Origin of the sequence: Achromobacter sp. MFA1 R4 (assembly GCF_900156745.1) — a bacterium.
Lineage (GTDB): Bacteria > Pseudomonadota > Gammaproteobacteria > Burkholderiales > Burkholderiaceae_B > Achromobacter.
Window position 1 is genome coordinate 4,602,400 of record NZ_LT707065.1, and the last position, 22,637, is coordinate 4,625,036.

A 22,637-nucleotide genomic window follows, 5' to 3' on the forward strand; every position below is an offset into this window, starting at 1 on the left:
CAACCGTCCGCGCCTGTCCCACGCAGCCATCCGCATCGATCAGGTCCAGCGTGTCCTCGGAGAAATCCTGCAATGGACCTATCCGGCCGACGCGTCGCTGTCGCACTGGCTGCGCCAGCACCCGAACCTTGGCGCGCGCGACCGCTCCGAGGTTGCCGAGGCCGTCTACGACGTGCTGCGCCACCTGCGCCGCTACCGCCAGTATGCGGAAAGCGGCGTCGGCCCGGCTTCGCGCCGTCTGGCCATCCTGGGCTTGAATGCGACGCTGGGCGCCGAAGCCCTGCAAGAGGGCATGGACGGCGCCGAGGCCGAATGGCTCCAGCGTGTTGCGCGAATCGATGTGGCCACCTTGCCCCGCGCGGTGCGCGGCAGTATTCCCGACTGGCTGGATGAGCGCTTGAGCGCCATGGACAGCCCCGAGACGCTGGTCGAGGCGTTGAACCGCCAGGCCTCGCTGGACCTGCGCGTGAATCCGCTTAAGGCCGAGCGCGACGCCATGCTGGCCGAATTGCAGCAAAGCGCGGGCCGCTACGCGCCGACCGCCATGCCGTATTCCCCCTGGGGCATCCGCATGGAAGGCCGTCCCGCCATCAATCGCTGGCCCCAGTTCGAGAACGGCAGCATCGAGGTCCAGGACGAAGGCAGCCAGTTGCTGGCCCTGTTGGTCGCCCCGCGCCGCGGCGAGATGATCATTGATTTCTGCGCGGGCGCGGGCGGCAAGACGCTGCTCCTGGGGGCGTTGATGCGTTCGACGGGCCGGCTGTACGCCTTCGACGTGTCGGCGGCCCGTCTGGCGCGCGCCAAGCCGCGCTTTGCGCGCAGCGGTCTGTCGAACGTGGTGCCCGTCGTCATCGACAACGAGAACGATGCCCGCGTCAAGCGCCTGGCCGGCAAGGCCCAGCGTGTGCTGGTCGATGCGCCTTGCAGCGGCATCGGCACGCTGCGCCGCAATCCGGACCTGAAATGGCGCCAGCACCCCGAGGCGCTGGCCGAACTGGGCCAGTTGCAGGAGCGCATCCTGAATAGCGCGGCGCGCTGCGTCGCACCGGGCGGTCGCCTCGTCTACGCCACGTGCAGCCTGCTGGCCGAGGAAAACGAGGTGCAGGCCGAGCGTTTCCTGGCCAGCCACCCGGATTTCGAGCGCCTGGATGCGGCCGAAATCCTGGGCGCCCGTTGTGAGACCTTGAAACTGCAAGGTCCGTACGTGCAACTGCGCCCCGACCTGCACGGCACCGATGGCTTCTTTGCGGCCGTGTTCGAACGCCGGAAAAAGGCTGCCGCAGCAGACGACGGCGCCGCGGCCGAAGCTGAGCCCGAAACTGCCAGCACGGAAGCCGCCGCTGAAGACGAAAGCGGGGTCAAGGACCCGGCGTGACGCCCACGGTGGCGCTGTAACGGCGGGTTCCGATCGTCTTGTTCTGGTACTTCACTTCCCAGGACAGCGTATCGGAGCCCGGCTGGTCCGCCTGGTAGACCACCTGCGCCACCGGCACGGATTTGTATGCGCAACGCCCGGAGTCGTTGGATTGCCCGCGCGTCTGCATGATGCTGGCCTTGCCCAGCGTCGGCATCCGGGTGATCGACACGCGCGGCGCCCGCAGCGCCAGACAGTCCGATCCGCGAATTTCATAGTAAGAGGCCAGGACCGCCACGTCCCCGGATTTCAGCGTTTGCGCCGAGGCGAGGACCGGCAATGCCAGGCCGAGCGCGGCCAGGGCGGTGAAAAAACAGTGACGCATTGTATTGACAGCCATCAGTGGGGCAAATGAGACAATTTGGCGGGCGAAAGGGGCCAGTGTGACCCGGTATCGTGGCGTCTTCAAGACTGCCGCCCCGCCTGACAGGAACTTTAATCGCGCAATGTAGCCAAAATAGGGTGCCGATGCGAATGCCCGGGCGTTTCGGGCGGGGCGAAACCCCGTTTGCCTCGGCACTGGCCAAGGTTCCGGGCGCGCTTCCGGCGCGCAGAGTGCGGCTTTTTGCTCAAAACCGCGTCTTAGTCCTTGATTTCTCTCAATAACTATTTTGAAACTAGATTGTCATCAGACGGCTAAGGTAAGCTAAACTTTCAGCCACTTCTCAAGCGAGGCTCATAACAGCTATATGGATTACATCCTCTCCTTCATTGCCGGCGGCCTGACCCAAGCGACTTGGTGGCAGATCGTCGTTTTCACTTTGGTCGTGACCCACATCACGATTGTTGCGGTCACGGTATTCCTCCATCGCAGCCAAGCGCACCGCGGTCTGGACTTGCATCCGGCTGTCATGCACTTTTTCCGCTTCTGGCTCTGGATGACGACCGGCATGGTCACCAAGGAATGGGTGGCCATTCACCGCAAGCATCACGCCAAATGCGAAAAGGAAGGTGACCCGCACTCGCCCATGCTGTTCGGCATCTGGAAGGTCCTGTTCCGCGGCGCGGAACTGTACCGCGAAGAATCGAACAACAAGGAAACCATGGCCAAGTTCGGCCACGGCACGCCGGACGATTGGCTCGAGCGCAACGTCTACAGCAAGCACAGCCTGTGGGGCGTGCTGACCATGCTCGCGATCGACATCGCCCTGTTCGGCGCCATCGGCGTCACGGTGTGGGCAGTCCAGATGGCATGGATCCCGTTCTGGGCGGCTGGCGTCGTCAACGGCATCGGCCACTACTGGGGCTACCGCAACTACAACAGCCCGGACACCAGCACCAACGTGTTTCCGTGGGGCATCGTGATCGGCGGCGAAGAACTGCACAACAATCACCACGCCCATGGCACGTCGGCCAAGTTCTCGGCCAAGTGGTACGAATTCGACATCGGCTGGTGCTATATCAGCATCCTGAAGTTCTTCGGCCTGGCCAAGGTCAAGAAGGTCGCGCCCAAGCTCAAGCTGGACGACTCCCGCACGGGCATCGACCTGCGCACGCTGCAAGGCGTCATCACCCACCGCTACGAGGTCATGGCCCGCTACGCGGACGTGATCAAGAGCGCTGCCCGCGAAGAACTGGCCAAGCTCAAGGCCTCGCGCCAGGAAGGCAACGCCGAATGTGGCTATACCAAGCTGCACCGTGTGCGCCGTGCCATCCACCGCAACGAAGAAATCCTGCAGCCCGAGCAACTGGCCGCCGTGGACAAGGCCATCGCCCAGAACAAGTCGCTGTCGACGCTGGTGCAGATGCGCCGCGAACTCGGCCGCATCTGGGAAAGCTCCAGCGCCAGCAGCGAACAGCTTCTTCACGACCTGCAGGCCTGGTGCCAGCGCGCCCAGCAAAGCGGCATCGCTGGGCTTGAGCAGTTCGCTCAACATCTGCGCCGCTACGCGGCATGATGCTAGAGAAGCTCAACCCTGAACAACGCGCCGCAGTAACGTTAGAACCGCAGCACGCCCTGGTCCTGGCCGGGGCGGGCAGCGGCAAGACCCGGGTGCTCACCACCCGCATGGCCTGGCTGATTCAAACCGGCCAGGCTTCGCCTTTTGGGCTTCTGGCGGTCACGTTCACCAACAAGGCCGCCCGCGAGATGCTGGCGCGCATGTCGGCCATCCTGCCGATCGATACGCGCGGCCTCTGGATCGGCACGTTCCACGGCCTGTGCAACCGCATGCTGCGCGCGCATCATCGCGATGCCGGCCTGCCGCAGAGCTTTCAGATCCTCGATGTCACGGACCAGCTTGCGGCCATCAAGCGCCTCATGAAGGCCAATGGCGTCGACGACGAAAAGTATCCGCCCCGCGATGTGCAGCGCTTCATCAATGGCGCCAAGGAAGAAGGTCTGCGTCCGGCGGACGTCGAGGCCTACGACGCCCATCGCCGCCGCCTGATCGAGATCTACCAGCTCTACGAGGCCCAGTGCCAGCGCGAGGGCGTGGTCGACTTTGCCGAGCTGCTGTTGCGCGCCTATGAATTGCTGTCGCGCAACGCGCCCGTGCGCGAGCACTACCAGCGCCGGTTCCGCCACATCCTCGTCGACGAGTTCCAGGACACCAACACGCTGCAGTACAAGTGGCTGCGGCTGCTGGCGGGCGGCGGCGCGGCCATCTTCGCGGTGGGCGACGATGACCAGTCCATCTACGCCTTCCGCGGCGCGAACGTCGGCAACATGGCCGACTTCGAGCGCGACTACGCGCACGGCACCGTGATCCGCCTGGAGCAGAACTACCGCTCCTACGGGCACATCCTGGATTCGGCCAACGCGCTCATCGGACACAATTCGGGCCGCCTGGGCAAGAATCTCTGGACCGACCAGGGCGAGGGCGAGCCGGTCCGCGTTATCGAGCAGCCCTCCGACGGCATGGAAGCGCAGTGGATCGTGGACGAAATCCGTTCCCTGATCCACGAAGGCAGCGACCGCCGCGAGATCGCCGTGCTGTATCGCAGCAACGCCCAGTCGCGCGTCATCGAACACGCCATCTTTTCCGCCGGCATTCCCTACAAGGTCTACGGCGGCCTGCGCTTTTTCGAGCGCCAGGAAATCAAGCACGCGCTGGCCTACCTGCGCCTGATGGCCAATCCGCACGACGATACGTCGTGGATGCGGGTGGTCAACTTTCCCACGCGCGGGATCGGGGCGCGCACGCTGGAGCAGCTGGCCGATGCCGCGCGGGCGCACGACACCAGCCTGTATGGCGCGGTGGCGTTGGTCGGCGGCAAGGGCGGATCCAATCTCGCGCAGTTCGCGCAGATGATCCACCGGCTGATCGAAGAAACGCGCGACCTGCCGCTACCCGAAATGGTCGAGCACATGCTCGAGTCCAGCGGCCTGAACGCCCACTACAAGGCCGAGCGCGAAGGCGCCGAGCGGCTGGAAAACCTGAACGAACTGATCACGGCCGCAGCCGTGTTCGCCTCCGAGGAAAACTACGACGGCCTGCCGGCCGGCGTGGTGCCCGACCATGACACCTCGTCCACGCTCATGCCGGGCGTGGTCGATGCGCCGGCGGTGGCGGGCGAGGGCCTGACGCCCCTGGCTGCGTTCCTGTCGCATGCGGCGCTCGAGGCGGGCGACAACCAGGCCCAGCAAGGCCAGGATGCGGTCCAGCTCATGACCGTGCATGCCGCCAAGGGCCTGGAGTTCGACGCCGTGTTCATCACCGGCCTGGAGGAAGGCCTGTTCCCGCACGAGAACAGCATCCTCGAACCCGCGGGGCTCGAGGAAGAACGCCGCCTCATGTACGTGGCGATCACGCGCGCGCGCCAACGCCTGTACATCAGCCTGGCGCAAAGCCGGATGCTGCATGGCCAGACGCGCTATGCCATGCGTTCGCGCTTCCTGGACGAGATTCCCGAGCAGCACCTGAAGTGGCTGACACCCAAGGCCGGACTGGCGCCGGTCAGCGCCACGGGCGCGGGCTGGGGCGGCGGCAATCGCGGCGATGCCTTTGGCCGCAAGCCGACCAACACCATTGCGCCGCGTCAACCCCGTGGGGTCGCGACGGGCGTCACGGTGGGCGACAAGCAGTATCGTGTAGGTCAGGGCGTCCGTCATGCGCGGTTTGGCGACGGCACGATCATCGGCCTGAGCGGCGCGGGACAGGACGCCCAGGCGGAAATCCACTTCCGCGACGTCGGCGCCAAGACCCTGGCGCTGGGCATCGCGAAGCTTGACATTGTTCAGGGGTGACACATATGGCCAACGACGATTCCCCCAAAGCCGAGCTGGCGTCGCTGCGCGCCGAGGTCGACGAGATCGACCAGCAGATCATGCTGTTGCTGGGCGTGCGATTCCGTTGCACGGACATGATCGGTGAGCTGAAGACGAACCATGGCATGGACCTGGTTGATCCCAAGCGCGAAGCCCAGCAGATCGAGCGCATCCGCCGTCTCGCGGTGGAGGCCGGCGTTCCGCCCGACCTCGGCGAAGCCATCCTGCGCGAAGTGATCGACACCGTGATCGACCACCACACCCGCCTGCGCGAGCGTCCGTACTCGTAATTGCAGGCAGCGCCCGATGCTTGGCGTGCCAGGCATCGGGCGTCGGCGGCCTCTGGACGGCCGCCGTCCCGATCAGGCTTCGCTCTGGTCTATCTCTTCCAGCGAGCCCTGCAGCTCCAGCCACTGCTCTTCCAGTTCCCCCATCCGCTTGCCGTGTTCGCCGTGGTCCGACATGACCTTCTGGCGTTCGGCGCGGCGTGCGTCCGAGTACAGGTCGGGATCGGCAATGATGGCATCCAGGGCGTGCAGCTTGGCGCGCAGCTTTTCCATCTCGGATTCCACCTTGGCCAGCTTGGATTCCAGGGGCTTGCGCAGGGCGGACAGGCGCTGCCGCTGCTCGGCCTCCGCGCGCCGTTGCGCCTTGCGGTCGACGACGGGCTCGCCGCTGTCGGCGCTTTCGCGTGCTTCCGCGCGCTCATCGGCATTGCGCGCCGCCAGCCAGTCCCGGTAGTCCTCCAGGTCCCCGTCGAACTCGCGCACCGCGCCGTCCGCCACGATCCAGAAACTGTCCACAGTCGTGCGCAACAGATGGCGGTCGTGCGATACCAGCAGCATGCTGCCGCCGAAATCGGCCAGCGCCGTGGCCAGGGCCTCGCGCGTCTCCACGTCCAAGTGGTTGCTGGGTTCGTCGAGCAGCAGCAGGTTGGGCTTTTGCCAGACGATGAGCGACAGCGCGAGCCGCGCCTTTTCGCCGCCGGACATGGGGCCGACCTTGCTGGTCACCGTATCGCCCGAGAATCCGAAGCCCCCCAGGTAATTGCGCAGTTCCTGTTCGCGCGCCTCGGGCGCCAGGCGGGCCAGGTGCGCGATCGGGGTGCTGTCCACGTCCAGCATGTCGAGTTGGTGCTGGTGGAAATAGCCGATCGCCAGGCCCCGCGACGCGCGGCGCTCGCCCGCCTGCACCGGCAGTTCTTCGGCCAGTGTCTTGATCAGCGTGCTCTTGCCGGCCCCGTTGGCGCCCAGCACGCCGACGCGGCTGCCCGCGCGCACCATCAGGGTCACGTCGCGCAGGATGGGCACGGCGTTGCCCTCGGCGTCCGTATAGCCCGCCGACAGGTGTTCCAGCGTCAGCAGGGGGTCGGGCACCTGCTCGGGCGACGGGATGCGGATGTCGATGCCGGCTTCGGCCTGCAGCGGCGCCAGCACCTGCATGCGCGCCAACGCCTTGACGCGGCTTTGCGCCTGCTTGGCCTTGGAGGCCTTGGCCTTGAAACGGTCGATGAAGCCTTGCAGGCGGGCCGTCTCGCGGGTCTGGCGTTCGTAGGCGATATTCGACTGGCGCAGGCGCTCGGCGCGCTGCGTCAGGAAGTCGCCGTAGCCGCCCCGATAGCGCGTCAGCTTGGCATGGTCAAAGTGCAGGATGGAGCGCGCGACGGCGTCCAGGAATTCGGTGTCGTGCGAGATCAGCAGGACGGTGCCTTCGTAGGCCGCCAGCCATTTCTCCAGCCACAGCATCGCGTCCAGATCCAGGTGGTTGGTGGGCTCGTCCAGCAGCAGCAGTTCGGACGGGGCCATCAACGCGCGGGCCAGCGCGAGGCGCATGCGCCACCCGCCGGAAAAGTTCTCGACTGGCTGCGTCCATTCCGCGGGCTTGAAGCCCAGGCCGGCAAGCAGTTGCTCGGCGCGCGAGGGCGCGCTCCAGGCGCCTGCCTCGACCAGCGCGGATTCCACCTCGGCGATCTGCGTGCCCTGATCGTCCGACAGCGCGGCACGCTGCGCCTGCAGCGCGCGCAGATGCGTGTCGCCGTCGATGACGAATTCGCGGGCAGGGCGGTCGTCGGCATGCAGTTCCTGCTCGACGCTGGCAATGCGCCAGCCGGCGGGCAGCGACAGCGTGCCGGCGTCCGGGTCCAGCGAGCCGGTCAGCAGCGCGAACAGCGAGGACTTGCCCGCGCCATTCTTGCCCACGATCCCCACCCGTTCACCCGGGTTCACGACGAATTCGGCGCCGTCCAGCAGCACCTTCGTGCCGCGGCGCAGGGTCAGTCCAGTAGCGCGTATCACAGGGTCAATTGCTCGCGGGTCAGCAGCAGAAGCTGGTCCGAGGCTTCCTCGGTGTCCAGCCATACCGGCGAAAGCTGCGGGAAGGCAGCCTCGAAGAAATCCCGTTCATGGCCGATTTCCAGCACCAGCACGCCGTTTGGCGTCAGGTATTGCGGCGCCGCGGCCAGGATGCGGCGCACGAGATCCATGCCATCCTCGCCGCCGGCCAGAGCCAGCTGGGGCTCGTGCAGGTATTCCTGCGGCAGCACGTCCATGGAGCAGCTGTTCACGTACGGCGGATTGCAGACAATCACGTCGTACTGGCACGCGGGAAGGCTGTCGAACAGGTTGCTTTCGTGCAGGTCCAGCCGGTCGGCCAGACCATAATCGTCCACGTTGCGGCGCGCCACTTCCAGTGCGTCCGCCGAGACGTCCACGGCGTCCACGTGCGCATAGGGGAAGGCCAGCGCCGACAGGATCGCCAGGCAACCCGAGCCGGTGCACATGTCGAGCACGTTTTCCACGGCCAGTGCGTCCTGTACCCAGGGCGACAAGCCTGCGTCCAGCAGTTCCGCAATCGGCGAGCGCGGCACGATCACGCGCTTGTCCACATAGAACCGGTGGCCGCGCAGCCAGGCTTCATTCGTCAGGTAGGCGGCGGGAACGCGCTCGGTCACGCGCCGGTCCAGCAGGTCCAGCACGCGCTCGCGCTCTTCGCGGACCACGCGGGCGTCCAGGAAGGGATCCAGCGTGTCCAGCGGCAGGTGCAGCGCGTGCAGGGTCAGGTAGACCGCCTCGTCCCAGGCATTGTCGCTGCCGTGTCCGAGCGCCACCTGGGCGCCGTTCAGGCGCGAGACGCCGTAGCGGATCAGGTCGCGCACGGTCTGCAGTTCTTCGCGGGAGGTTGGATTCATATCAGGCATTCGGATCACCGCCCCAGGGGGTAACGGAAAAGCGCCCCCTGGAAAAGGGGGCTGAAAGCGCGCGCGGCGGGCGTTTCCGTCCCGCCGGCGCAGGCATCATGCGGGCAGCAGCAGGTTTTCCAGCGTGCGCCGATAGATGTTTTTGAGCGGGTCCAGCGAAGCGACTTCGATGCGCTCGTTGACCTTGTGGATCGTGGCGTTGCCCGGACCGAATTCGATGACCTGCGGGCAGATCTTGGCGATGAACCGGCCGTCGGACGTGCCGCCGGTGGTCGAGAGTTCGGCGGTGACGCCGGTTTCGGCGTGGATCGCCTTCACCAAGGCGTCGGTCAGCGAACCGCGCGGCGTCAGGAAGGGCTCTCCGCCCAATTCCCAGTCCAGTTCATATTCCAGACCGTGCTTGTCCAGCACCGCGTGCACGCGCTGCTTCAGGCTATCCGGCGTGCTTGCCGTCGAAAAGCGGAAGTTGAACAGCGCCACGGCCTCGCCGGGCACCACGTTCGTGGCGCCCGTGCCCGAATTCAGGTTCGACACCTGGAACGTGGTGGGCGGGAAGTACTCGTTGCCCTGGTCCCATTCGATGCCGACGATCTCGGCCAGCGCCGGCGCCAACTGGTGCACCGGGTTGCGCGCCAGGTGCGGGTACGCCACGTGGCCCTGGATGCCCTTGACCGTGAGCTTGCCCGACAAGGAGCCGCGGCGGCCGTTCTTGCACGTGTCGCCCAGGACCTCGCCGGAGGTCGGCTCGCCGACGATGCAGTAATCGAGCTGTTCGCCGCGCGCCTTCAGCGCGTCGCAGACGATGGCGGTGCCGTCGATGGACGGGCCTTCCTCGTCGGACGTGATCAGCAGGGCGATCGAACCGCCATGCTGCGGATGGGCCGCCACGAATTCCTCGGCCGCCACCACGAAGGCGGCGATCGAGCTTTTCATGTCGGCCGCGCCACGGCCGTACAGCCAGCCGTCGACCTCGGTGGGAACGAACGGGTCACTGTTCCACTTCTCGCGCGGGCCGGGGGGCACCACGTCGGTGTGACCCGCGAAAACCGTCAGCGGCGCGGCGCTTCCGCGCCGGGCCCACAGGTTGGTCACGCCGCCCTGCGCGATGGTCTCGCACGTGAAGCCTATGCGTTCGAGCCGGGCGGCAATCGCCGCCTGGCAGTCTTCATCCGCCGGCGTCACCGAGGGGCGGGCGATCAGGTCCTTGACCAGATCCAGTACGGCCGAATTGCTCATCAAGCCCTCAGCAGGTCGTTGATGCTGGTCTTGGCGCGGGTCTGCGCATCGACACGCTTGACGATGACGGCGCAGGCCAGGCTGTGCGTGCCGTCGGCGGACGGCAGCGAGCCGGGAACGACGACCGAACCCGACGGCACGCGGCCGTAGGTGATCTTGCCCGTGGCGCGGTCATAGATCTTGGTGCTTTGCGACAGGAACACGCCCATGGCCAGCACCGAGTTCTCTTCCACGACCACGCCCTCCACGACTTCCGAGCGCGCGCCGATGAAGCAGTTGTCTTCGATGATGGTGGGGTTGGCCTGCAGCGGCTCCAGCACGCCGCCGATGCCCACGCCGCCCGACAGGTGGACGTTCTTGCCGATCTGGGCGCACGAGCCGACGGTGGCCCAGGTGTCGACCATGGTGCCTTCATCGACGTAGGCGCCGATGTTCACGTAGGAGGGCATCAGCACCACGTTGCGCGCGATGTACGCGCCGCGGCGGGCCACGGCCGGCGGCACCACGCGGTAGCCGCCCTGCTTGAAGGCGTTGTCGCCGAATTCCGAGAACTTGAGCGGCACCTTGTCGTAGAACTGCAGCGGAGCCTGGCCCATGATGGCGTTGTCGTTCAGGCGGAACGACAGCAGCACGGCCTTCTTGATCCACTGGTGCACGACCCAGTCGTCATTGATTTTCTCGGCCACGCGCAGGCGGCCCAGATCCAGCCCGGCGATGGTTTGTTCAACCGCTTCGCGCACTTCCGCGCTGGCGTCGGTGGGCGACAGGTTGCCCCGGTTTTCCCAGGCTTGTTCAATGGTGGTCTGGAGGTCGAGAGTCATAGCGGCTCAGCTTTTAAAGGTTGATCAAACAGAAGTATGTACAAAATGGGCGATGCGCTCGGCCGCCTGCACGCAGTCGGCCAGAGGCGCCACCAGCGCGATGCGGATGCGGCCCTGGCCCGGATTCACGCCGTGTGCTTCCCGCGCCAGGAAACTTCCCGGCAGCACGGTAACACCGGTGCGGCCAAAAAGGTCGCGCACGAAGGCCGTATCCGAACCGGGCGTCGCCGCCCAAAGATAGAACGAGGCCTGCGGCCGCGACACATCCAGCACCTTCTGCAGGATGGGCACGACCGCGTCGAATTTTTCACGGTACTGGCGGCGGTTTTCCTTCACATGCGCCTCGTCCGTCCAGGCCGCGACGCTTGCCGCGGACACCAGCGGGCTCATCGCACTGCCATGATACGTTCGATACAGCAGGAAGCGGCCGATCAGCGCCGCGTCGCCCGCCACAAACCCCGATCGCAGGCCGGGCACGTTGGAGCGCTTGGACAGGCTCGAAAACGCCACGAGGTTGCGGTAGCCGTCGCGGCCCAACCGCCGGGCCGCCTGCAGGCCGCCCAACGGGGGATCGCCCTCGTCCAGGTAGATTTCGGAATAGCACTCGTCCGACGCGATCACGAAGCCATGACGGTCGGACAGCTCGAACAGCATCTCCCATTCGTCCAGCGACATGACATTGCCCGCCGGATTGCCCGGGGAACACACGAACACCAGGCGCGTCTTCTTCCAGACCTCGTCCGGCACCTGGTTCCAGTCGCTTCCGAAATTTCGCACCGGATCGGCGTTGACGAAGTAGGGCGTGGCGCCCGCCAGCAGCGTGGCGCCCTCGTAAATCTGATAAAACGGATTGGGGCAGATCACCACAGAGCCGGCCGACGGATCGATGACGGTCTGGGTGAAGGCAAACAGCGCCTCGCGCGAGCCCAGCGCCGGCAGCACCTGCGTCTCGGCGTCCGGCGCCGGGATGCTGTAGCGGCGCGCCAGCCACTCCGAGATCGCCCGGCGCAGGGCAGGGTCGCCCTTGGTGGACGGATAGACGGACAGCCCCGCAAGACTGTCGCGGATGGCCTGCGCCACGCGCTCGGGCGCGGCATGCTTGGGCTCGCCGATCGACAGATTGATCGGCGTAAGACCGTCCGGTTGCGAACTGGCAGAAGCCAGCAAAGCCCGCAATTTTTCGAACGGGTAGGGGTGTAGGGCATCGAGGCGCGGATTCATGACGCAAGATTTTAACAAGCAAGCTACAATAGCGGGCTTGGCCTATTGCGAAGGTGGCGAAATTGGTAGACGCACCAGGTTTAGGTCCTGACGCCGTAACAGGTGTAGGGGTTCGAGTCCCCTCCTTCGCACCAACTTTCTACATCGTTCCAAATCGCCGATCGGGTATCGCCAATACCTTGCACATCAACGATGTGTCTCACGATGCGGCGCTTCGATGTATCGCTAGCTGACATTTAAATATTTAAATCGTTCACGGCGATCCGATTCCCAGCCCAGGTCGACTTCCTGGCGTTCGTATCGCGATCCCATTTCCTCTCGGCGCCCACCGCTCCACAAAGACTCGATTGCGCGCGCCGATCCGCGTCCGCCACCTTCAAAACCATCCTTCCGCAACCACCGCGCGGCCACCCTGCTAAATGTGTCAATTTGAAACTGCTATATCTTTGTCGCAGGTATTCGTCCATAGTGGCTCCAGGGATAATTTTCCCGGTACATCAAGGACTTACATTGAAGATTGAAACTGGTATTGTGAAGTGGTTCAACAACGACAAGGGCTTCGGCTTTATCATGCCGGAGCTGGGTGGCAAAGACCTCTTCGCCCATTACTCTGAGATTCAGGGTGACGGACACAAGTCTCTTGAAGAGAACCAGCGTGTTTCGTTTGTTGCCGGCCAAGGCCAGAAAGGCCCCACGGCGACGATGATCAAAGCGATTTAATAGGCAGGTTGCTCGCGATAGCCGAGCAGCCTGTAGCAGGTAGCAGGGCCGGATCCTTTGAAGCAAAGGATCCGGCCCTTTGGTTTTGGGCGGCCTGACGCCCCCGTCTCCATCATTGCGCATCGCCCGTTTGCCGGATCGTCCGGACTTTCAAGCGCGGCTATTTTGTTGAGGCCGGCTACGGCCGCTCGCGCATGGCAGACAAGAATCGTCAAGATTATCAATCCTTGACTGTTGCAATACGCGCTTGGCGATACCTTCTAGATTTCGTAATCCAGGAGTAGACATGTACTCGCTATCCAAGCGTTGCGGCGCCGAATTCTTCGGCACGTTCTGGCTGGTGCTGGGCGGTTGCGGGGCGGCCGTGCTGGCTGCAGGCTTTCCGGAACTTGGCATTGGTTTCGCTGGTGTCGCCTTGGCCTTCGGGCTCACGGTGCTGACCATGGCTTTTGCCGTGGGTCATATTTCCGGCGGGCATTTCAATCCCGCCGTCACCATCGGCTTGGTCGCAGGGGGGCGCTTTCCCGCCAAGGAGATCTTGCCCTACGTCGTCGTCCAGGTGCTAGGCGCCATCGCGGCGGCCGCGGTGCTGGCGTGCATCGCCAACGGAAAGCTGGGCTTCGACCTGAAAGGTAGCCACTTCGCCGCAAACGGCTATGGCGCATTCTCGCCCGGCAAATATTCGCTGCTGTCCGCGCTGGTGACCGAGGTGGTGCTGACCGCGGGCTTTCTGTTCGTCATCCTGGGATCCACCAGCAAGCGGGCCCCTGCGGGGTTTGCTGCCATTCCGATCGGCCTGGCGCTGACGCTGATCCACCTGATCAGCATCCCGGTCACGAACACCTCGGTCAATCCCGCGCGCTCGACCGGGCCCGCGCTGTTCGTCGGCGGGTGGGCATTGGAACAACTGTGGCTGTTCTGGGTCGCGCCGGTGGCGGGAGCGATCATCGGCGCCATCGCGTATCGGCTGGTCAGCGTGCCAGCCGAAGAGCGGGCGTAGGGGCGGCCGCCGGGCGGCAGATGAGGCAGGGGCGGGGCAGGTTGTACATTACGCACTATCACTTGCCTCATCTTTACAGGATTGCCCATCATGACCGCCCCAGAAGTCGTCATTTCTTCCTCGATCGCCTGCGCGAACGATCGTCCTTTCGTGCTGTTCGGCGGCATCAACGTGCTGGAATCCAAGGACCTTGCCCTGCGTGCCTGCGAGGAATACCAGCGCGTGACCGCCAAGCTCGGCATCCCCTATGTGTTCAAGGCCTCGTTCGACAAGGCCAACCGCTCGTCCATCCATTCGTACCGCGGCCCGGGCCTGGAAGAGGGCATGAAGATCTTCGAGGCCGTGAAAAAGGAGTTCGGCGTTCCCGTCATTACCGACGTGCACGAGCCCTGGCAGGCGGCCCCCGTCGCCGAAGTGGTCGACGTCCTGCAACTGCCGGCGTTCCTGGCTCGGCAGACCGATCTGGTCGTGGCGTTGGCCAAGACGCAGCGCATCGTCAACATCAAGAAGCCGCAATTCCTGAGCCCCACGCAGATGCTCAATATCGTCGAGAAATTCACCGAGGCCGGCAACGACAAGCTGATCCTCTGCGATCGCGGCACCAGCTTCGGCTACGACAATCTCGTGGTGGACATGCTGGGTTTTGGCGTCATGAAAAAAGTGTCCGGCAACCGCCCCTTGATCTTCGACGTGACGCATGCGCTGCAACAGCGTTCGGCGCTGGACGCCGCGTCGGGCGGGCGCCGAGAGCAGGTGGCGGAATTGGCCCGCGCGGGCATGGCGGTCGGCCTGGCGGGCCTGTTCCTGGAAGCCCATCCGGATCCCAAGAACGCAAAATGCGACGGCCCCAGCGCGTTGCCCCTGGACAAGCTCGAACCCTTCCTGACCCAGCTCAAGCAGCTGGACGATCTGGTGAAGTCCTTTGCGCCCATCGACATCGAACCTTGATATCGGCGGTCATCTCGGATACGCCAAGCTGTTATACGATCCAGGCCACACAATAGGGAGGCCTGGATGTCTTTGTATGTGATCGTCGCCGTGCGCAAAGAGGCCGTGAGCGGCCATATCGCCTACGTGCGCTGGGGGCAGGCCGTGCGCGGCGTGCCCGGATGGATTTCGGAACCCACGACCGCCGCGGCTTCCGAAGTCATCGAACTCATCAAGGATGGCGCGGAAGTCGAAACGGCGATCAGCGTGGACGGCCTGACCGTCGCATCGCGCGCGGTGCGCGTGCTGGTGGATGACGGCGGGCGCGAGCACCTTGCGTCGGTGCCGGTGCCCAGCTCCACGCTGCACACGCTGTTCGACCTGCCAGAGTTCTGACGGGCCGCCAGCCCTAGCGTCGGCCCTCGGCGAAATTGCGCAGCGCCTCGCCGGCCATCCGGTAGCGCACCCACTCGTCCTGCGGCAGAGCGCCGATGGATTGGTAGAAGTCGATGGCGGGCTGGTTCCAGTCAAGCACGCTCCATTCCAGCCGCCCGCAGCCATTGGCGACCGCTTCTTGCGCCAGGTGGCGCAACAGGTCGCGGCCGGCCCCGATGCCGCGGTGCTCTGGCGTGACGTACAAATCCTCCAGATAAATGCCGTTCTTTCCCAGCCACGTGGAATAGCTGTAGAAGTAGACGGCATAGCCAATGGCCTTGCCATCCAGCAGGCACATCAGCGCCCGCGCGGGCGCGCCTTCGGCGAACAGGGTGCGCCTGACATCTTCGGCGCTGGCGATCACCTCGTGGGCGGCGCGTTCGTAAACGGCCAGTTCGGTGATGAAAGCATGGATCTGGGCCGCGTCCGACGGAGCGGCGGGACGGATTTCGATATTCACGGAGCATTCCTGTTTATGGGGATGGCTATCCTACCCGCTATTGGGTGCGAGGGCAGGCCGGCATGTCGGGAATACCCTTGTTGCGCGGCGGGCCGCCTGGCGCGACGCTTGATCGGGATTGTGCCTAGAGTCCGGTTCCGCATTCCCGAGGGTTTCCTCAATGCCCGAGATCGCTCCTGCCCCCGGTAAAACGTCCCCGCCTGCCGGGAGCCGCCGGCGGTTTTCCTGGATCTGGCTGGTGCCGATCATTGCGGCGGTTGGCGGCTTGCTGCTCGTGCTGCGGGTCTGGATGGAGGCGGGCCCGCAGGCCACGATCAGCTTCCAGACCGCGGAGGGGCTGGAGTCTGGCAAGACGCAGGTCCGCTACAAAGAAGTGAATGTAGGCATCGTGCAGCGCGTGGCGCTCAATCCGGACCGCACGGGCGTCGTGGCGACGGTACGGCTCAACAAGGAGGCGGCCGGTCTCCTGCAGGAAGGAACGGTGTTCTGGGTGGTGCGCCCGCGCCTTACCCTGAGCGGCGTCTCGGGGCTGAGCACCTTGTTCTCCGGCGCATACATCGGCCTGGATCCGGCAGGTCACAACGCCAAGGACATACCCGAGAAGGCCACCAAGTTTTCCTTCGTCGGGCTGGAGGTCCCGCCCGAAGTGACGCAGGATCGCCCGGGCAAGCGGTTTACCTTGAAGGCCCATGATCTCGGCTCGCTGGACATCGGATCGCCTGTCTATTACCGGCGCATCTCGGTTGGGCAGGTGGTGGGCTATCGCCTGGACAGCAGTGGCAAGGGGGTCGACATTCAGGTGTTCGTCGATGCGCCCAATGACGCCTATGTCAACGAAGGCACGCGTTTCTGGAACGCGAGCGGCGTGGATTTCTCGGTGGACTCCAGGGGATTGGAAGTGCGGTCGCAATCGCTGCTGTCGGTGATCGTGGGCGGCGTGGCTTTCGATACCATCGAGACGCGTCTGCATGCCGCGGCCAAGCCCAACGCCTCCTTCCCGATCTACTCGTCCGAAACGGCCGCGCGTGCGCAGCCAGACGGCTTGCCGCTGCGCATACGCATGCGGTTTGACCAGTCGGTGCGGGGGCTGTCCGTCGGCGCGCCCATTGACGCATTCGGCGCCCCAGTCGGCCAGGTGGATTCCATCGGCCTGGAACTCGATCGGACAACCAATCAGTTCTACGCGCTCGTGGGCGCCACCCTCTATCCCGAGCGACTGGGCGCCAAGACGTTTGAAGAGATCCGGGAGTTTTCGGGGTCCTCGCTGGAACATCCCAGCGGCAAACTGATGGCGGCCATGATCGAGCGCGGCCTGCGCGCGCAGTTGCGCATCGGCAATCTGCTGACGGGCCAGCTTTATGTCGCCATGGCGGTGTTTCCCGATGCCGATCCGGCCACATTCAAAATGGAAGAAGCGCCCTTCATCCCGACCGTGCCAAACAATCTGGATCAGTTGCAGCTCCAGCTAAACAGCATCCTTACCAAGCTCGACCGGATTCCCTTCGATGGCCTGGGCGCCGAGGTGGGCAACCTGCTGCAGGGGACGTCCAGGCTGGTCAAGCGCCTGGACACGCAGTTGGCGCCCGAGGCGTCCGCCATGTTGCGTCAGGCCGGCAAATCGCTTGCCGTCGTGGGCGGAATGCTAAGCCCCGACGCGGGTCTGCCTGTCAATACGGCTACGCTGCTGCAAGAGCTTGCCCGCACGGCCCGGTCGTTGCGCGAATTGGCCGACTACCTGCAGACCCATCCGGGCTCTTTGTTGCGCGGCCGGGCGCCCGATACCGTGCCGGCGCGCGCGCCCTCTCGCTAAGCGGCCTTGACCGGCCGTGACCGGCCGGGAACGCCACTTGCTGGGCATCCCGGGGAGCCCTCTGCCAGTCTGGGTAGGGCGCCGCGTCACAGGGGAGATTCAGCATGGACCATAGTGAGATGATGGCGCGCATGATTACGCTGCCGGTTGCGCCGGGCAGGTTCGACGGATGGGATGGCGTGCTCTCTACCCTGGCGGACTGCCTGTTGCAGGTGCAGGGAAAACTATCCGAAGCCGAAATGAAGCGTTTCCTGGATGTGGGCGCCCTGGTGTACCGCACCTGCTGCCAGGACGAAGCGCGCCAGCGCTGGACCCCCGAGGAAATGGCGGCATATCACCGCAAGGCCCCGCTCGACGCCTGAGGCGCGGGACAAAGGGGGCGAGTCAACAAAGGGCGAGTCAATACAGGCACTGCCGCAGCGCGAAGGTCCGGCCGAAGGCTCTGACCTCGTCGCCATCCACCGACGCCGACACATCCCAACGGTCGTCGCGGGTGACAAGAATGGACTGACTGGAGCAGGCGTGGCGCAGCGCGAACTGCCAGAAGGCCGCCTCCGACCCCTCGGGCGCAAGATCATGCGGCCCGATCTGCAGACGGGAAGGGCGGGGCGTGACGCCCAGCGACCATTTCAAGGCGATGGCCAGGAAAGCGAAGCGCGCCGACATCGAGGCGGGCTGGATGCACAGGACTCGGATCTTGTTGCTCATGGCCATCACCCTGGCTGATCAGGTGAAACCAGCGTAGCAAAGGCGGGCACGTCAATCCATACCGCGTTTGGTCGACGCGCCGCCACCGTGTGTCGATAACGCCTGTTGCTAGAATGGCCCGCCGCGCAACGCCGGCAGTCCAAGGAGCCGATCATGTCCCGAACCGTCGTGAATCCCGATACGGTCTTCAATTCCGTGCAGTACGGCTTCAGCCAGGCCGTCATCGTGACCGGGCAGCGCCGGATGCTGCTGTCGGGCCAGGTTGGCGTCGATGCCAACGAGCGGACGGTTGGCCCGGGCCTGCAGGTGCAGACCGAAGCCGCCCTGGACAACATCGAGCGGGTCCTGGCCGCCGCGGGCGGCAACCTGGCGCAGGTCATCATGCTGCGCATCTACATCTGCGACACGGTCCGCACTGAACAGGAGGTCGTCGCACAGGCGCTGCGCGACCGCTTCAAGGTCGACCCGCCCCCGTCTTCGTGGATCATCGTCAGCGGCCTGTCGCTGCCGGAATGGCTGATCGAGATCGAGGCGGAAGCAATGCTGGACTGACCAGCCGCGCCGGCCTGCTAGGCCGACGCTTCCCGCCAGGGCGGCGCGGCGAACGCGGCGCGCAGGCACGCCAGGAAGCCGGCGGTACGTGCGGACAGCTCCTGCCGCGACTTCACCAGCGCCACCACATTCGCATCGGGCAGGTTCCACTCCGCCAGCAAGGGGACGAGCGCGCGCGTGCGCAGATGTGCGGCCACGTCCCATTCCGACCTTGCCACGATGCCGTGCCCGGCCAGCGCCCATTCCAGCGCCGTCGCGCCCGCATTGCTGGACAGGATCGGCGCAATGCGCACACCCATGGCGGCTCCGTGCGCATGCCTGAACCGCCAAAGCGTCACGTCCTCGTCGTTTTCGCGCAAGGCGATGCAGTCGTGATTGCGCAGGTCTTCCGGCTTGGCCGGCGCACCGCGCCGCGCCAGGTAGGCAGGCGATGCGCACAAGATGCGCCGGTTGGGCGCCAGGGGATGGGCGACGAGGGCGGAATCGCGCAACTCGCCGATATGCACCATGACGTCCCAATCGTCCGAGGCCAGGCGGGGAGGGCCGTCCGACAGCGTGAGGCTCGCCGTGACGTCTTGGCTGGCGGAACGAAAGTCCGCCACCAGCCCGGCAATGAATCGCTGACCGAAACCCAGCGGTGCGACCACACGAAGATGGCCCGCCACCACGCCCCGGCGCCCCGCAAGCTCATCGGCCAGATCGCCCAGCTCGTTGCAGATCTGCCCGGCGCGCATGGCCAGGAGGCGACCCTCATCGGTCAGCGCGATGCCGCGCGCGGACCGGTTGACCAGCCGCACTCCCAGACGCCTTTCCAGCGCGTGCAGCCGCTGCGTGACGGCCGGCGGGGTCACGTCCAGCGAGCGCGCCGTCTGGGCGAGCGAGCCGGCCGCTGCAAGGCACAGGAAAAAGCGCAGGTCCTCGGTAGTCAGCATTTAGGCAGCCCTTAATGGAAGATTAATATTGGATTAAACATGGGAAGCTGTATCCGCGCCATACTCCGTGCTGATTCGCGCGGGCCGTGATGCCCGCCCTTACTGTTTCGTCCAAGAGACTGCCATGAACCTGGAAAGCGCCACGCGCACGCTGGACTCCCTGGAAACGCCTTGCCTGCTGCTCGACGAAGCGCGCATGACGCGCAATATCGAACGCCTGAATGCCTTGATGGCCAGGCACGGCGTCACCTTGCGCCCCCACCTGAAGACGCCCAAATCCATCGAGGTCGCCCGCCGGCTCATGGCAACGCCCCAGGGGCCGGCCGCCGTGTCGACCCTGCAGGAGGCCGAGCAATTCGCCGCCGCGGGCGTCACGGACCTCCTGTACGCGGTCGGCGTGTCGCCCGCCAAGCTGGACCGCGTAGTGGCATTGCGCCAGCGCGGCGTCGACCTGACCGTGGTGGTGGACAGCGTCGAGGCGGCGCGGGCCGTGGCGGCACGCTCCAGAGCAGGCGGCCTGTGCATTCCGGCGCTCATCGAAATCGACTGCGACGGGCACCGCGCCGGCGTGCAGCCCAAGGACACAAACCAGTTGCTGGCGATTGCCCGCGCATTGCATGACGACGTCGGCTGCCTGCGCGGCGTCATGACGCACGCCGGTGAGTCCTATGGCTGCCGCAGCGTCGAGGCCATTGCCGACATGGCCGAACAGGAGCGCTTGGCCGCCGTGAGCTGTGCGCAGGCGATCCGCTCAGCGGGCCTGCCGTGCCCGGTCGTGAGCGTCGGATCCACGCCCACCGCGCACTTCGCGCGCCATCTCGACGGCGTGACCGAAGTCCGCGCGGGGGTCTACGTGTTCTTCGATCTGGTCATGGCCGGATTGGGCGTATGCCGCGTCGACGACATCGCCGCCACAGTGCTGACCACCGTGATCGGCCACCAGCCCGAAAAAGGCTGGATCCTGGTCGACGCCGGCTGGATGGCAATGTCGCGCGACCGGGGCACCGCCAAGCAGCCGGTGGATCAGTTGTACGGGCTGGTATGCGATGTGGATGGCCAGGTCTATCCGGATGTGCTGCTGGCCGAAACCAACCAGGAGCAGGGCATCATCAAGCTGCGCGCCGGCAGCACCGCCGTCCTGCCCGATCTGCCCATCGGCGCCAAACTGCGCATTGTGCCGAATCATGCGTGCGCCACGTGCGCGCAGCACGACGCCTATGAAGTCGTGCGTCCTGGGGAACCAGGCGTGGTGGCGCGTTGGGAACGTTTTCGCGGCTGGTAGGCCGCCCCGCCACCAAGGATCCGGCATGCAATTCATTCAAACGCACGACGCCACCCCGCCCGCCGGGCATTACTCCCAGGCGGTTTGCGCCAATGGGTTCGTGTTCGTCTCGGGACAACTGGGCTTTCTGCCGCCCGCGGGTCCCGGACTGCGCCCCGTCCTGGCATCTGGCGCGGCGGAGCAGACAAGGCAAGCCCTGCGCAGCGTGCAGGCGATCCTCGAGGCCGCTGGCTCGGCGCTGACCTCGGTGGTCAACGTCACGGTCTACATCCCGGACGTCAGCCTGTGGGACGAGGTCAATGCGGTTTACGAAGCCTGCTTTGGCAGCCACCGTCCGGCCCGGGTCATCGTGCCCACGCGGGAACTCCATTACGGGGCGCTGGTGGAAATCGCCGTGGTGGCGGTGGGCTGAGCGCTGCGGTCGTCCTGCGAACCGCGGCGGGTGGGGAAGTGCAAAGGGGCGGGGCGGACGCCGCCTATAATGCGTGCGCCTCAATGCCCTCGGCGGAGACCGTCCACATGCACTACGAGTATCTGTTCTGGTCCATGGCTGCCCTGGTCGCCGCCGCGCTGGCTGGCGGCGCCGTGTGCGGCCGGCTGCGTGCAGTCAAGCACATGGTGATGGGAGTGGTTGCCCTGGCGGCGGCCATCTTCGCGGCGGTGCTGCTGCTGGCGCGCCAGGGCGGTTTTAGCGATCTGGCGGCGATGCTGTCGATCGCCGCCTTCATGTTCAGCCTGGTCATCGCCGCCGCGGCGTCGCTGCTCACGCGCCGCATCCTGCAGCGCCGCCGGGCGGATCATCCCTGACACCGCGTCATTCTTCCGCGTCGTAATCCTCGTCCTCTTCGTCGTCCTCGTCCTGCTCGAGGGCGTCGTAGCCTTTCCAGGTGATGCGCCAGCGCGTCGCGCCCGCGGTCGCGGCGGTTTCGCTGATCTGCTTGACCAGGCCGGCGTCTTCCAGCAGGTCCAGGTGATGCGCGATGAGCTGCAGGCCCTGTTCTTCGGGATGCGGCGCGAGCGCGGCATTCTTGATGTCGTGGGTGCTCAGGTTGGGGCCGGGAGCGTCGCGCAGGGCACCCAGGATCGTGACGACCAGATCGAAATCGCGTTGCATGATGTCCACCATGAAGGGATAAAAAGAACACGATGACAATAGCAGACTTCGGCTGCAGCAATAGGTCTGCGCACGCGCCTGCGTTACAGTCCGGGGTTCTCGATAAACCACACGCGAATACACCATGAAAAAACCCGCAGAACGGGACTGCCTGGCAGTCGTCCCCGGCTACACGGGCCAGGCCGCCAAGCTGTTTCTCTCGCGCGGCGAGGATGAGCGCATCGACGGGGTGACCGTCTACGACCTGCTGGGGCACGTCAAGCAGCAGGGCGACGCCGACGCGGCGGCGTCCTGGGTGGGCGATTGGCTCGCCCAAGAGGCCGACAACCGCAAGGCCCGCCGCACACAGCTCCAGGCCCAACTGTTCCTCTGCAAACTCGCGGGCGACGAGAAGGCCGCATTCCTTGCGGCACAGAAGCCGCTCGCCCGCGTCCTGACCGCCGCCGGGGTGCGCTGCCGCAGCGTGGCGGCCACTTCGGGTGCTGCGCGCCCTTCGCTTGGTCCGAATGTCAAGAAACGATAGCCCAAGGCTGTTATAGTCGCGCCTGGGCGTGCGAGTGCACCTGCGCGGTGCGTGCCCAGGCGGGCCAGGCCCGCAA

General features: G+C 65.4%; 25 protein-coding genes and 1 tRNA gene. 16 read left to right on the top strand and 10 right to left on the bottom strand.

What is annotated here, in order from left to right; translation table 11 throughout:
* The first annotated feature begins 34 nt into the window (after nucleotides 1-34).
* Nucleotides 35-1,375 carry an RsmB/NOP family class I SAM-dependent RNA methyltransferase gene (locus tag BXA00_RS29515; protein ID WP_076522048.1) on the top strand — a complete coding sequence of 447 codons (1,341 nt, stop codon included), beginning with the start codon at nucleotides 35-37 and terminating at the stop codon, nucleotides 1,373-1,375.
* On the opposite strand, the gene BXA00_RS21100 is transcribed toward BXA00_RS29515, so the two are convergent.
* Nucleotides 1,359-1,739, bottom strand: a complete 381-nt coding sequence (locus BXA00_RS21100) for a hypothetical protein (protein WP_231952124.1) — start codon at nucleotides 1,737-1,739, stop codon at nucleotides 1,359-1,361. The two genes, BXA00_RS29515 and BXA00_RS21100, sit on opposite strands and share 17 nt — an antisense overlap.
* A gap of 364 nt (nucleotides 1,740-2,103) precedes the next feature.
* On the opposite strand from BXA00_RS21100, the gene BXA00_RS21105 reads away from it, so the two are divergent.
* Genes BXA00_RS21105 through BXA00_RS21115 form a run of 3 tightly spaced genes read left to right on the top strand, consistent with a single transcriptional unit; the run spans nucleotide 2,104 to nucleotide 5,914 of the window.
* Entirely contained in the window at nucleotides 2,104-3,312 is a 1,209-nt protein-coding gene (locus tag BXA00_RS21105) for a fatty acid desaturase (RefSeq protein ID WP_076520368.1), read from the top strand.
* Nucleotides 3,309-5,603 (top strand): UvrD-helicase domain-containing protein, encoded by a 2,295-nt coding sequence (locus BXA00_RS21110; RefSeq protein WP_076520369.1) that lies wholly within the window; start codon nucleotides 3,309-3,311, stop codon nucleotides 5,601-5,603. The genes BXA00_RS21105 and BXA00_RS21110 overlap by 4 nt, the downstream gene beginning before the upstream one ends.
* Before the next feature lie 5 nt (nucleotides 5,604-5,608).
* Complete coding sequence (locus BXA00_RS21115) at nucleotides 5,609-5,914, top strand: chorismate mutase (RefSeq protein WP_076520370.1); 306 nt, start codon at nucleotides 5,609-5,611, stop codon at nucleotides 5,912-5,914.
* A gap of 72 nt (nucleotides 5,915-5,986) precedes the next feature.
* Here BXA00_RS21115 and BXA00_RS21120 read toward each other — a convergent pair whose 3' ends face one another.
* From BXA00_RS21120 to dapC, 5 genes are all read right to left on the bottom strand, one after another.
* Nucleotides 5,987-7,918, bottom strand: coding sequence for an ABC-F family ATP-binding cassette domain-containing protein (locus BXA00_RS21120; protein ID WP_156902841.1), 1,932 nt, complete (start codon nucleotides 7,916-7,918; stop codon nucleotides 5,987-5,989).
* Nucleotides 7,915-8,811: a 50S ribosomal protein L3 N(5)-glutamine methyltransferase gene (gene prmB / locus BXA00_RS21125; RefSeq protein ID WP_076520371.1), complete on the bottom strand. Its 897-nt coding sequence runs from the start codon at nucleotides 8,809-8,811 to the stop codon at nucleotides 7,915-7,917. The genes BXA00_RS21120 and prmB overlap by 4 nt, the downstream gene beginning before the upstream one ends.
* Before the next feature lie 105 nt (nucleotides 8,812-8,916).
* Entirely contained in the window at nucleotides 8,917-10,056 is a 1,140-nt protein-coding gene (gene dapE, locus BXA00_RS21130; protein ID WP_076520372.1) for a succinyl-diaminopimelate desuccinylase, read from the bottom strand.
* A complete protein-coding gene (gene dapD, locus BXA00_RS21135; RefSeq protein WP_076520373.1) occupies nucleotides 10,056-10,877 on the bottom strand; it encodes a 2,3,4,5-tetrahydropyridine-2,6-dicarboxylate N-succinyltransferase in 822 nt (273 codons plus the stop codon). Before dapD ends, dapE begins: the two co-directional genes overlap by 1 nt.
* Before the next feature lie 24 nt (nucleotides 10,878-10,901).
* Entirely contained in the window at nucleotides 10,902-12,098 is a 1,197-nt protein-coding gene (gene dapC / locus BXA00_RS21140; RefSeq protein ID WP_076520374.1) for a succinyldiaminopimelate transaminase, read from the bottom strand.
* Between the two features lie 47 nt (nucleotides 12,099-12,145).
* On the opposite strand from dapC, the gene BXA00_RS21145 reads away from it, so the two are divergent.
* From BXA00_RS21145 to BXA00_RS21165, 5 genes are all read left to right on the top strand, one after another.
* Nucleotides 12,146-12,232, top strand: a tRNA-Leu gene (locus BXA00_RS21145).
* A 376-nt stretch (nucleotides 12,233-12,608) separates the two neighbouring features.
* On the top strand, nucleotides 12,609-12,818 hold the full coding sequence (locus BXA00_RS21150) for a cold-shock protein (protein ID WP_076520375.1): 210 nt from the start codon (nucleotides 12,609-12,611) through the stop codon (nucleotides 12,816-12,818).
* Nucleotides 12,819-13,104: 286 nt separating this feature from the next.
* Nucleotides 13,105-13,818 carry an aquaporin Z gene (gene aqpZ / locus BXA00_RS21155; protein ID WP_076520376.1) on the top strand — a complete coding sequence of 238 codons (714 nt, stop codon included), beginning with the start codon at nucleotides 13,105-13,107 and terminating at the stop codon, nucleotides 13,816-13,818.
* Between the two features lie 90 nt (nucleotides 13,819-13,908).
* Nucleotides 13,909-14,766, top strand: a complete 858-nt coding sequence (gene kdsA, locus BXA00_RS21160) for a 3-deoxy-8-phosphooctulonate synthase (protein WP_076520377.1) — start codon at nucleotides 13,909-13,911, stop codon at nucleotides 14,764-14,766.
* A 66-nt stretch (nucleotides 14,767-14,832) separates the two neighbouring features.
* Nucleotides 14,833-15,141 (top strand): carbohydrate isomerase, encoded by a 309-nt coding sequence (locus BXA00_RS21165; protein WP_076520378.1) that lies wholly within the window; start codon nucleotides 14,833-14,835, stop codon nucleotides 15,139-15,141.
* A gap of 13 nt (nucleotides 15,142-15,154) precedes the next feature.
* On the opposite strand, the gene BXA00_RS21170 is transcribed toward BXA00_RS21165, so the two are convergent.
* Nucleotides 15,155-15,640, bottom strand: a complete 486-nt coding sequence (locus tag BXA00_RS21170; protein ID WP_076520379.1) for a GNAT family N-acetyltransferase — start codon at nucleotides 15,638-15,640, stop codon at nucleotides 15,155-15,157.
* Nucleotides 15,641-15,800: 160 nt separating this feature from the next.
* Between BXA00_RS21170 and BXA00_RS21175 the strand changes: the two genes are divergently transcribed.
* Together BXA00_RS21175 and BXA00_RS21180 are read left to right on the top strand one after the other, a co-directional pair.
* A complete protein-coding gene (locus tag BXA00_RS21175) occupies nucleotides 15,801-17,450 on the top strand; it encodes an intermembrane transport protein PqiB (protein WP_076520380.1) in 1,650 nt (549 codons plus the stop codon).
* Nucleotides 17,451-17,554: 104 nt separating this feature from the next.
* Nucleotides 17,555-17,812, top strand: a complete 258-nt coding sequence (locus BXA00_RS21180) for a hypothetical protein (RefSeq protein WP_076520381.1) — start codon at nucleotides 17,555-17,557, stop codon at nucleotides 17,810-17,812.
* Nucleotides 17,813-17,849: 37 nt separating this feature from the next.
* Here the strand turns inward: BXA00_RS21180 and BXA00_RS21185 are convergent, their stop codons facing one another.
* Nucleotides 17,850-18,158, bottom strand: a complete 309-nt coding sequence (locus BXA00_RS21185; protein WP_076522050.1) for a hypothetical protein — start codon at nucleotides 18,156-18,158, stop codon at nucleotides 17,850-17,852.
* Nucleotides 18,159-18,311: 153 nt separating this feature from the next.
* Between BXA00_RS21185 and BXA00_RS21190 the strand changes: the two genes are divergently transcribed.
* Entirely contained in the window at nucleotides 18,312-18,710 is a 399-nt protein-coding gene (locus BXA00_RS21190; RefSeq protein WP_076520382.1) for a RidA family protein, read from the top strand.
* 17 nt (nucleotides 18,711-18,727) lie between these two features.
* Here BXA00_RS21190 and BXA00_RS21195 read toward each other — a convergent pair whose 3' ends face one another.
* Complete coding sequence (locus tag BXA00_RS21195) at nucleotides 18,728-19,642, bottom strand: LysR family transcriptional regulator (RefSeq protein WP_076520383.1); 915 nt, start codon at nucleotides 19,640-19,642, stop codon at nucleotides 18,728-18,730.
* Nucleotides 19,643-19,766: 124 nt separating this feature from the next.
* Here BXA00_RS21195 and BXA00_RS21200 point away from each other — a divergent pair, with 124 nt between their 5' ends.
* The 3 genes from BXA00_RS21200 to BXA00_RS21210 all read left to right on the top strand — a co-directional run bounded on the left by BXA00_RS21200 (nucleotide 19,767) and on the right by BXA00_RS21210 (nucleotide 21,731).
* Nucleotides 19,767-20,924, top strand: a complete 1,158-nt coding sequence (locus tag BXA00_RS21200) for a DSD1 family PLP-dependent enzyme (protein ID WP_076520384.1) — start codon at nucleotides 19,767-19,769, stop codon at nucleotides 20,922-20,924.
* A 25-nt stretch (nucleotides 20,925-20,949) separates the two neighbouring features.
* Nucleotides 20,950-21,336 (top strand): RidA family protein, encoded by a 387-nt coding sequence (locus BXA00_RS21205; RefSeq protein ID WP_076520385.1) that lies wholly within the window; start codon nucleotides 20,950-20,952, stop codon nucleotides 21,334-21,336.
* A gap of 107 nt (nucleotides 21,337-21,443) precedes the next feature.
* Entirely contained in the window at nucleotides 21,444-21,731 is a 288-nt protein-coding gene (locus BXA00_RS21210) for a hypothetical protein (RefSeq protein WP_076520386.1), read from the top strand.
* A gap of 7 nt (nucleotides 21,732-21,738) precedes the next feature.
* On the opposite strand, the gene BXA00_RS21215 is transcribed toward BXA00_RS21210, so the two are convergent.
* Complete coding sequence (locus BXA00_RS21215) at nucleotides 21,739-22,038, bottom strand: DUF2513 domain-containing protein (protein ID WP_076522051.1); 300 nt, start codon at nucleotides 22,036-22,038, stop codon at nucleotides 21,739-21,741.
* 124 nt (nucleotides 22,039-22,162) lie between these two features.
* Here BXA00_RS21215 and BXA00_RS21220 point away from each other — a divergent pair, with 124 nt between their 5' ends.
* Nucleotides 22,163-22,561 carry a hypothetical protein gene (locus tag BXA00_RS21220; protein WP_076520387.1) on the top strand — a complete coding sequence of 133 codons (399 nt, stop codon included), beginning with the start codon at nucleotides 22,163-22,165 and terminating at the stop codon, nucleotides 22,559-22,561.
* The last annotated feature ends 76 nt before the right edge of the window (nucleotides 22,562-22,637 follow it).

Bases quoted from the DNA above. Each gene is read 5' to 3' on its own strand.
- BXA00_RS21100 (WP_231952124.1), bottom strand. From the start codon at position 1,739: ATGCGTCACTGTTTTTTCACCGCCCTGGCCGCGCTCGGCCTGGCATTG.
- BXA00_RS21105 (WP_076520368.1), top strand. From the start codon at position 2,104: ATGGATTACATCCTCTCCTTCATTGCCGGCGGCCTGACCCAAGCGACT.
- BXA00_RS21110 (WP_076520369.1), top strand. From the start codon at position 3,309: ATGATGCTAGAGAAGCTCAACCCTGAACAACGCGCCGCAGTAACGTTA.
- BXA00_RS21115 (WP_076520370.1), top strand. From the start codon at position 5,609: ATGGCCAACGACGATTCCCCCAAAGCCGAGCTGGCGTCGCTGCGCGCC.
- prmB (WP_076520371.1), bottom strand. From the start codon at position 8,811: ATGAATCCAACCTCCCGCGAAGAACTGCAGACCGTGCGCGACCTGATC.
- dapE (WP_076520372.1), bottom strand. From the start codon at position 10,056: ATGAGCAATTCGGCCGTACTGGATCTGGTCAAGGACCTGATCGCCCGC.
- dapD (WP_076520373.1), bottom strand. From the start codon at position 10,877: ATGACTCTCGACCTCCAGACCACCATTGAACAAGCCTGGGAAAACCGG.
- dapC (WP_076520374.1), bottom strand. From the start codon at position 12,098: ATGAATCCGCGCCTCGATGCCCTACACCCCTACCCGTTCGAAAAATTG.
- aqpZ (WP_076520376.1), top strand. From the start codon at position 13,105: ATGTACTCGCTATCCAAGCGTTGCGGCGCCGAATTCTTCGGCACGTTC.
- kdsA (WP_076520377.1), top strand. From the start codon at position 13,909: ATGACCGCCCCAGAAGTCGTCATTTCTTCCTCGATCGCCTGCGCGAAC.
- BXA00_RS21165 (WP_076520378.1), top strand. From the start codon at position 14,833: ATGTCTTTGTATGTGATCGTCGCCGTGCGCAAAGAGGCCGTGAGCGGC.
- BXA00_RS21175 (WP_076520380.1), top strand. From the start codon at position 15,801: ATGCCCGAGATCGCTCCTGCCCCCGGTAAAACGTCCCCGCCTGCCGGG.
- BXA00_RS21180 (WP_076520381.1), top strand. From the start codon at position 17,555: ATGGACCATAGTGAGATGATGGCGCGCATGATTACGCTGCCGGTTGCG.
- BXA00_RS21185 (WP_076522050.1), bottom strand. From the start codon at position 18,158: ATGAGCAACAAGATCCGAGTCCTGTGCATCCAGCCCGCCTCGATGTCG.
- BXA00_RS21190 (WP_076520382.1), top strand. From the start codon at position 18,312: ATGTCCCGAACCGTCGTGAATCCCGATACGGTCTTCAATTCCGTGCAG.
- BXA00_RS21195 (WP_076520383.1), bottom strand. From the start codon at position 19,642: ATGCTGACTACCGAGGACCTGCGCTTTTTCCTGTGCCTTGCAGCGGCC.
- BXA00_RS21200 (WP_076520384.1), top strand. From the start codon at position 19,767: ATGAACCTGGAAAGCGCCACGCGCACGCTGGACTCCCTGGAAACGCCT.
- BXA00_RS21205 (WP_076520385.1), top strand. From the start codon at position 20,950: ATGCAATTCATTCAAACGCACGACGCCACCCCGCCCGCCGGGCATTAC.
- BXA00_RS21210 (WP_076520386.1), top strand. From the start codon at position 21,444: ATGCACTACGAGTATCTGTTCTGGTCCATGGCTGCCCTGGTCGCCGCC.
- BXA00_RS21215 (WP_076522051.1), bottom strand. From the start codon at position 22,038: ATGCAACGCGATTTCGATCTGGTCGTCACGATCCTGGGTGCCCTGCGC.
- BXA00_RS21220 (WP_076520387.1), top strand. From the start codon at position 22,163: ATGAAAAAACCCGCAGAACGGGACTGCCTGGCAGTCGTCCCCGGCTAC.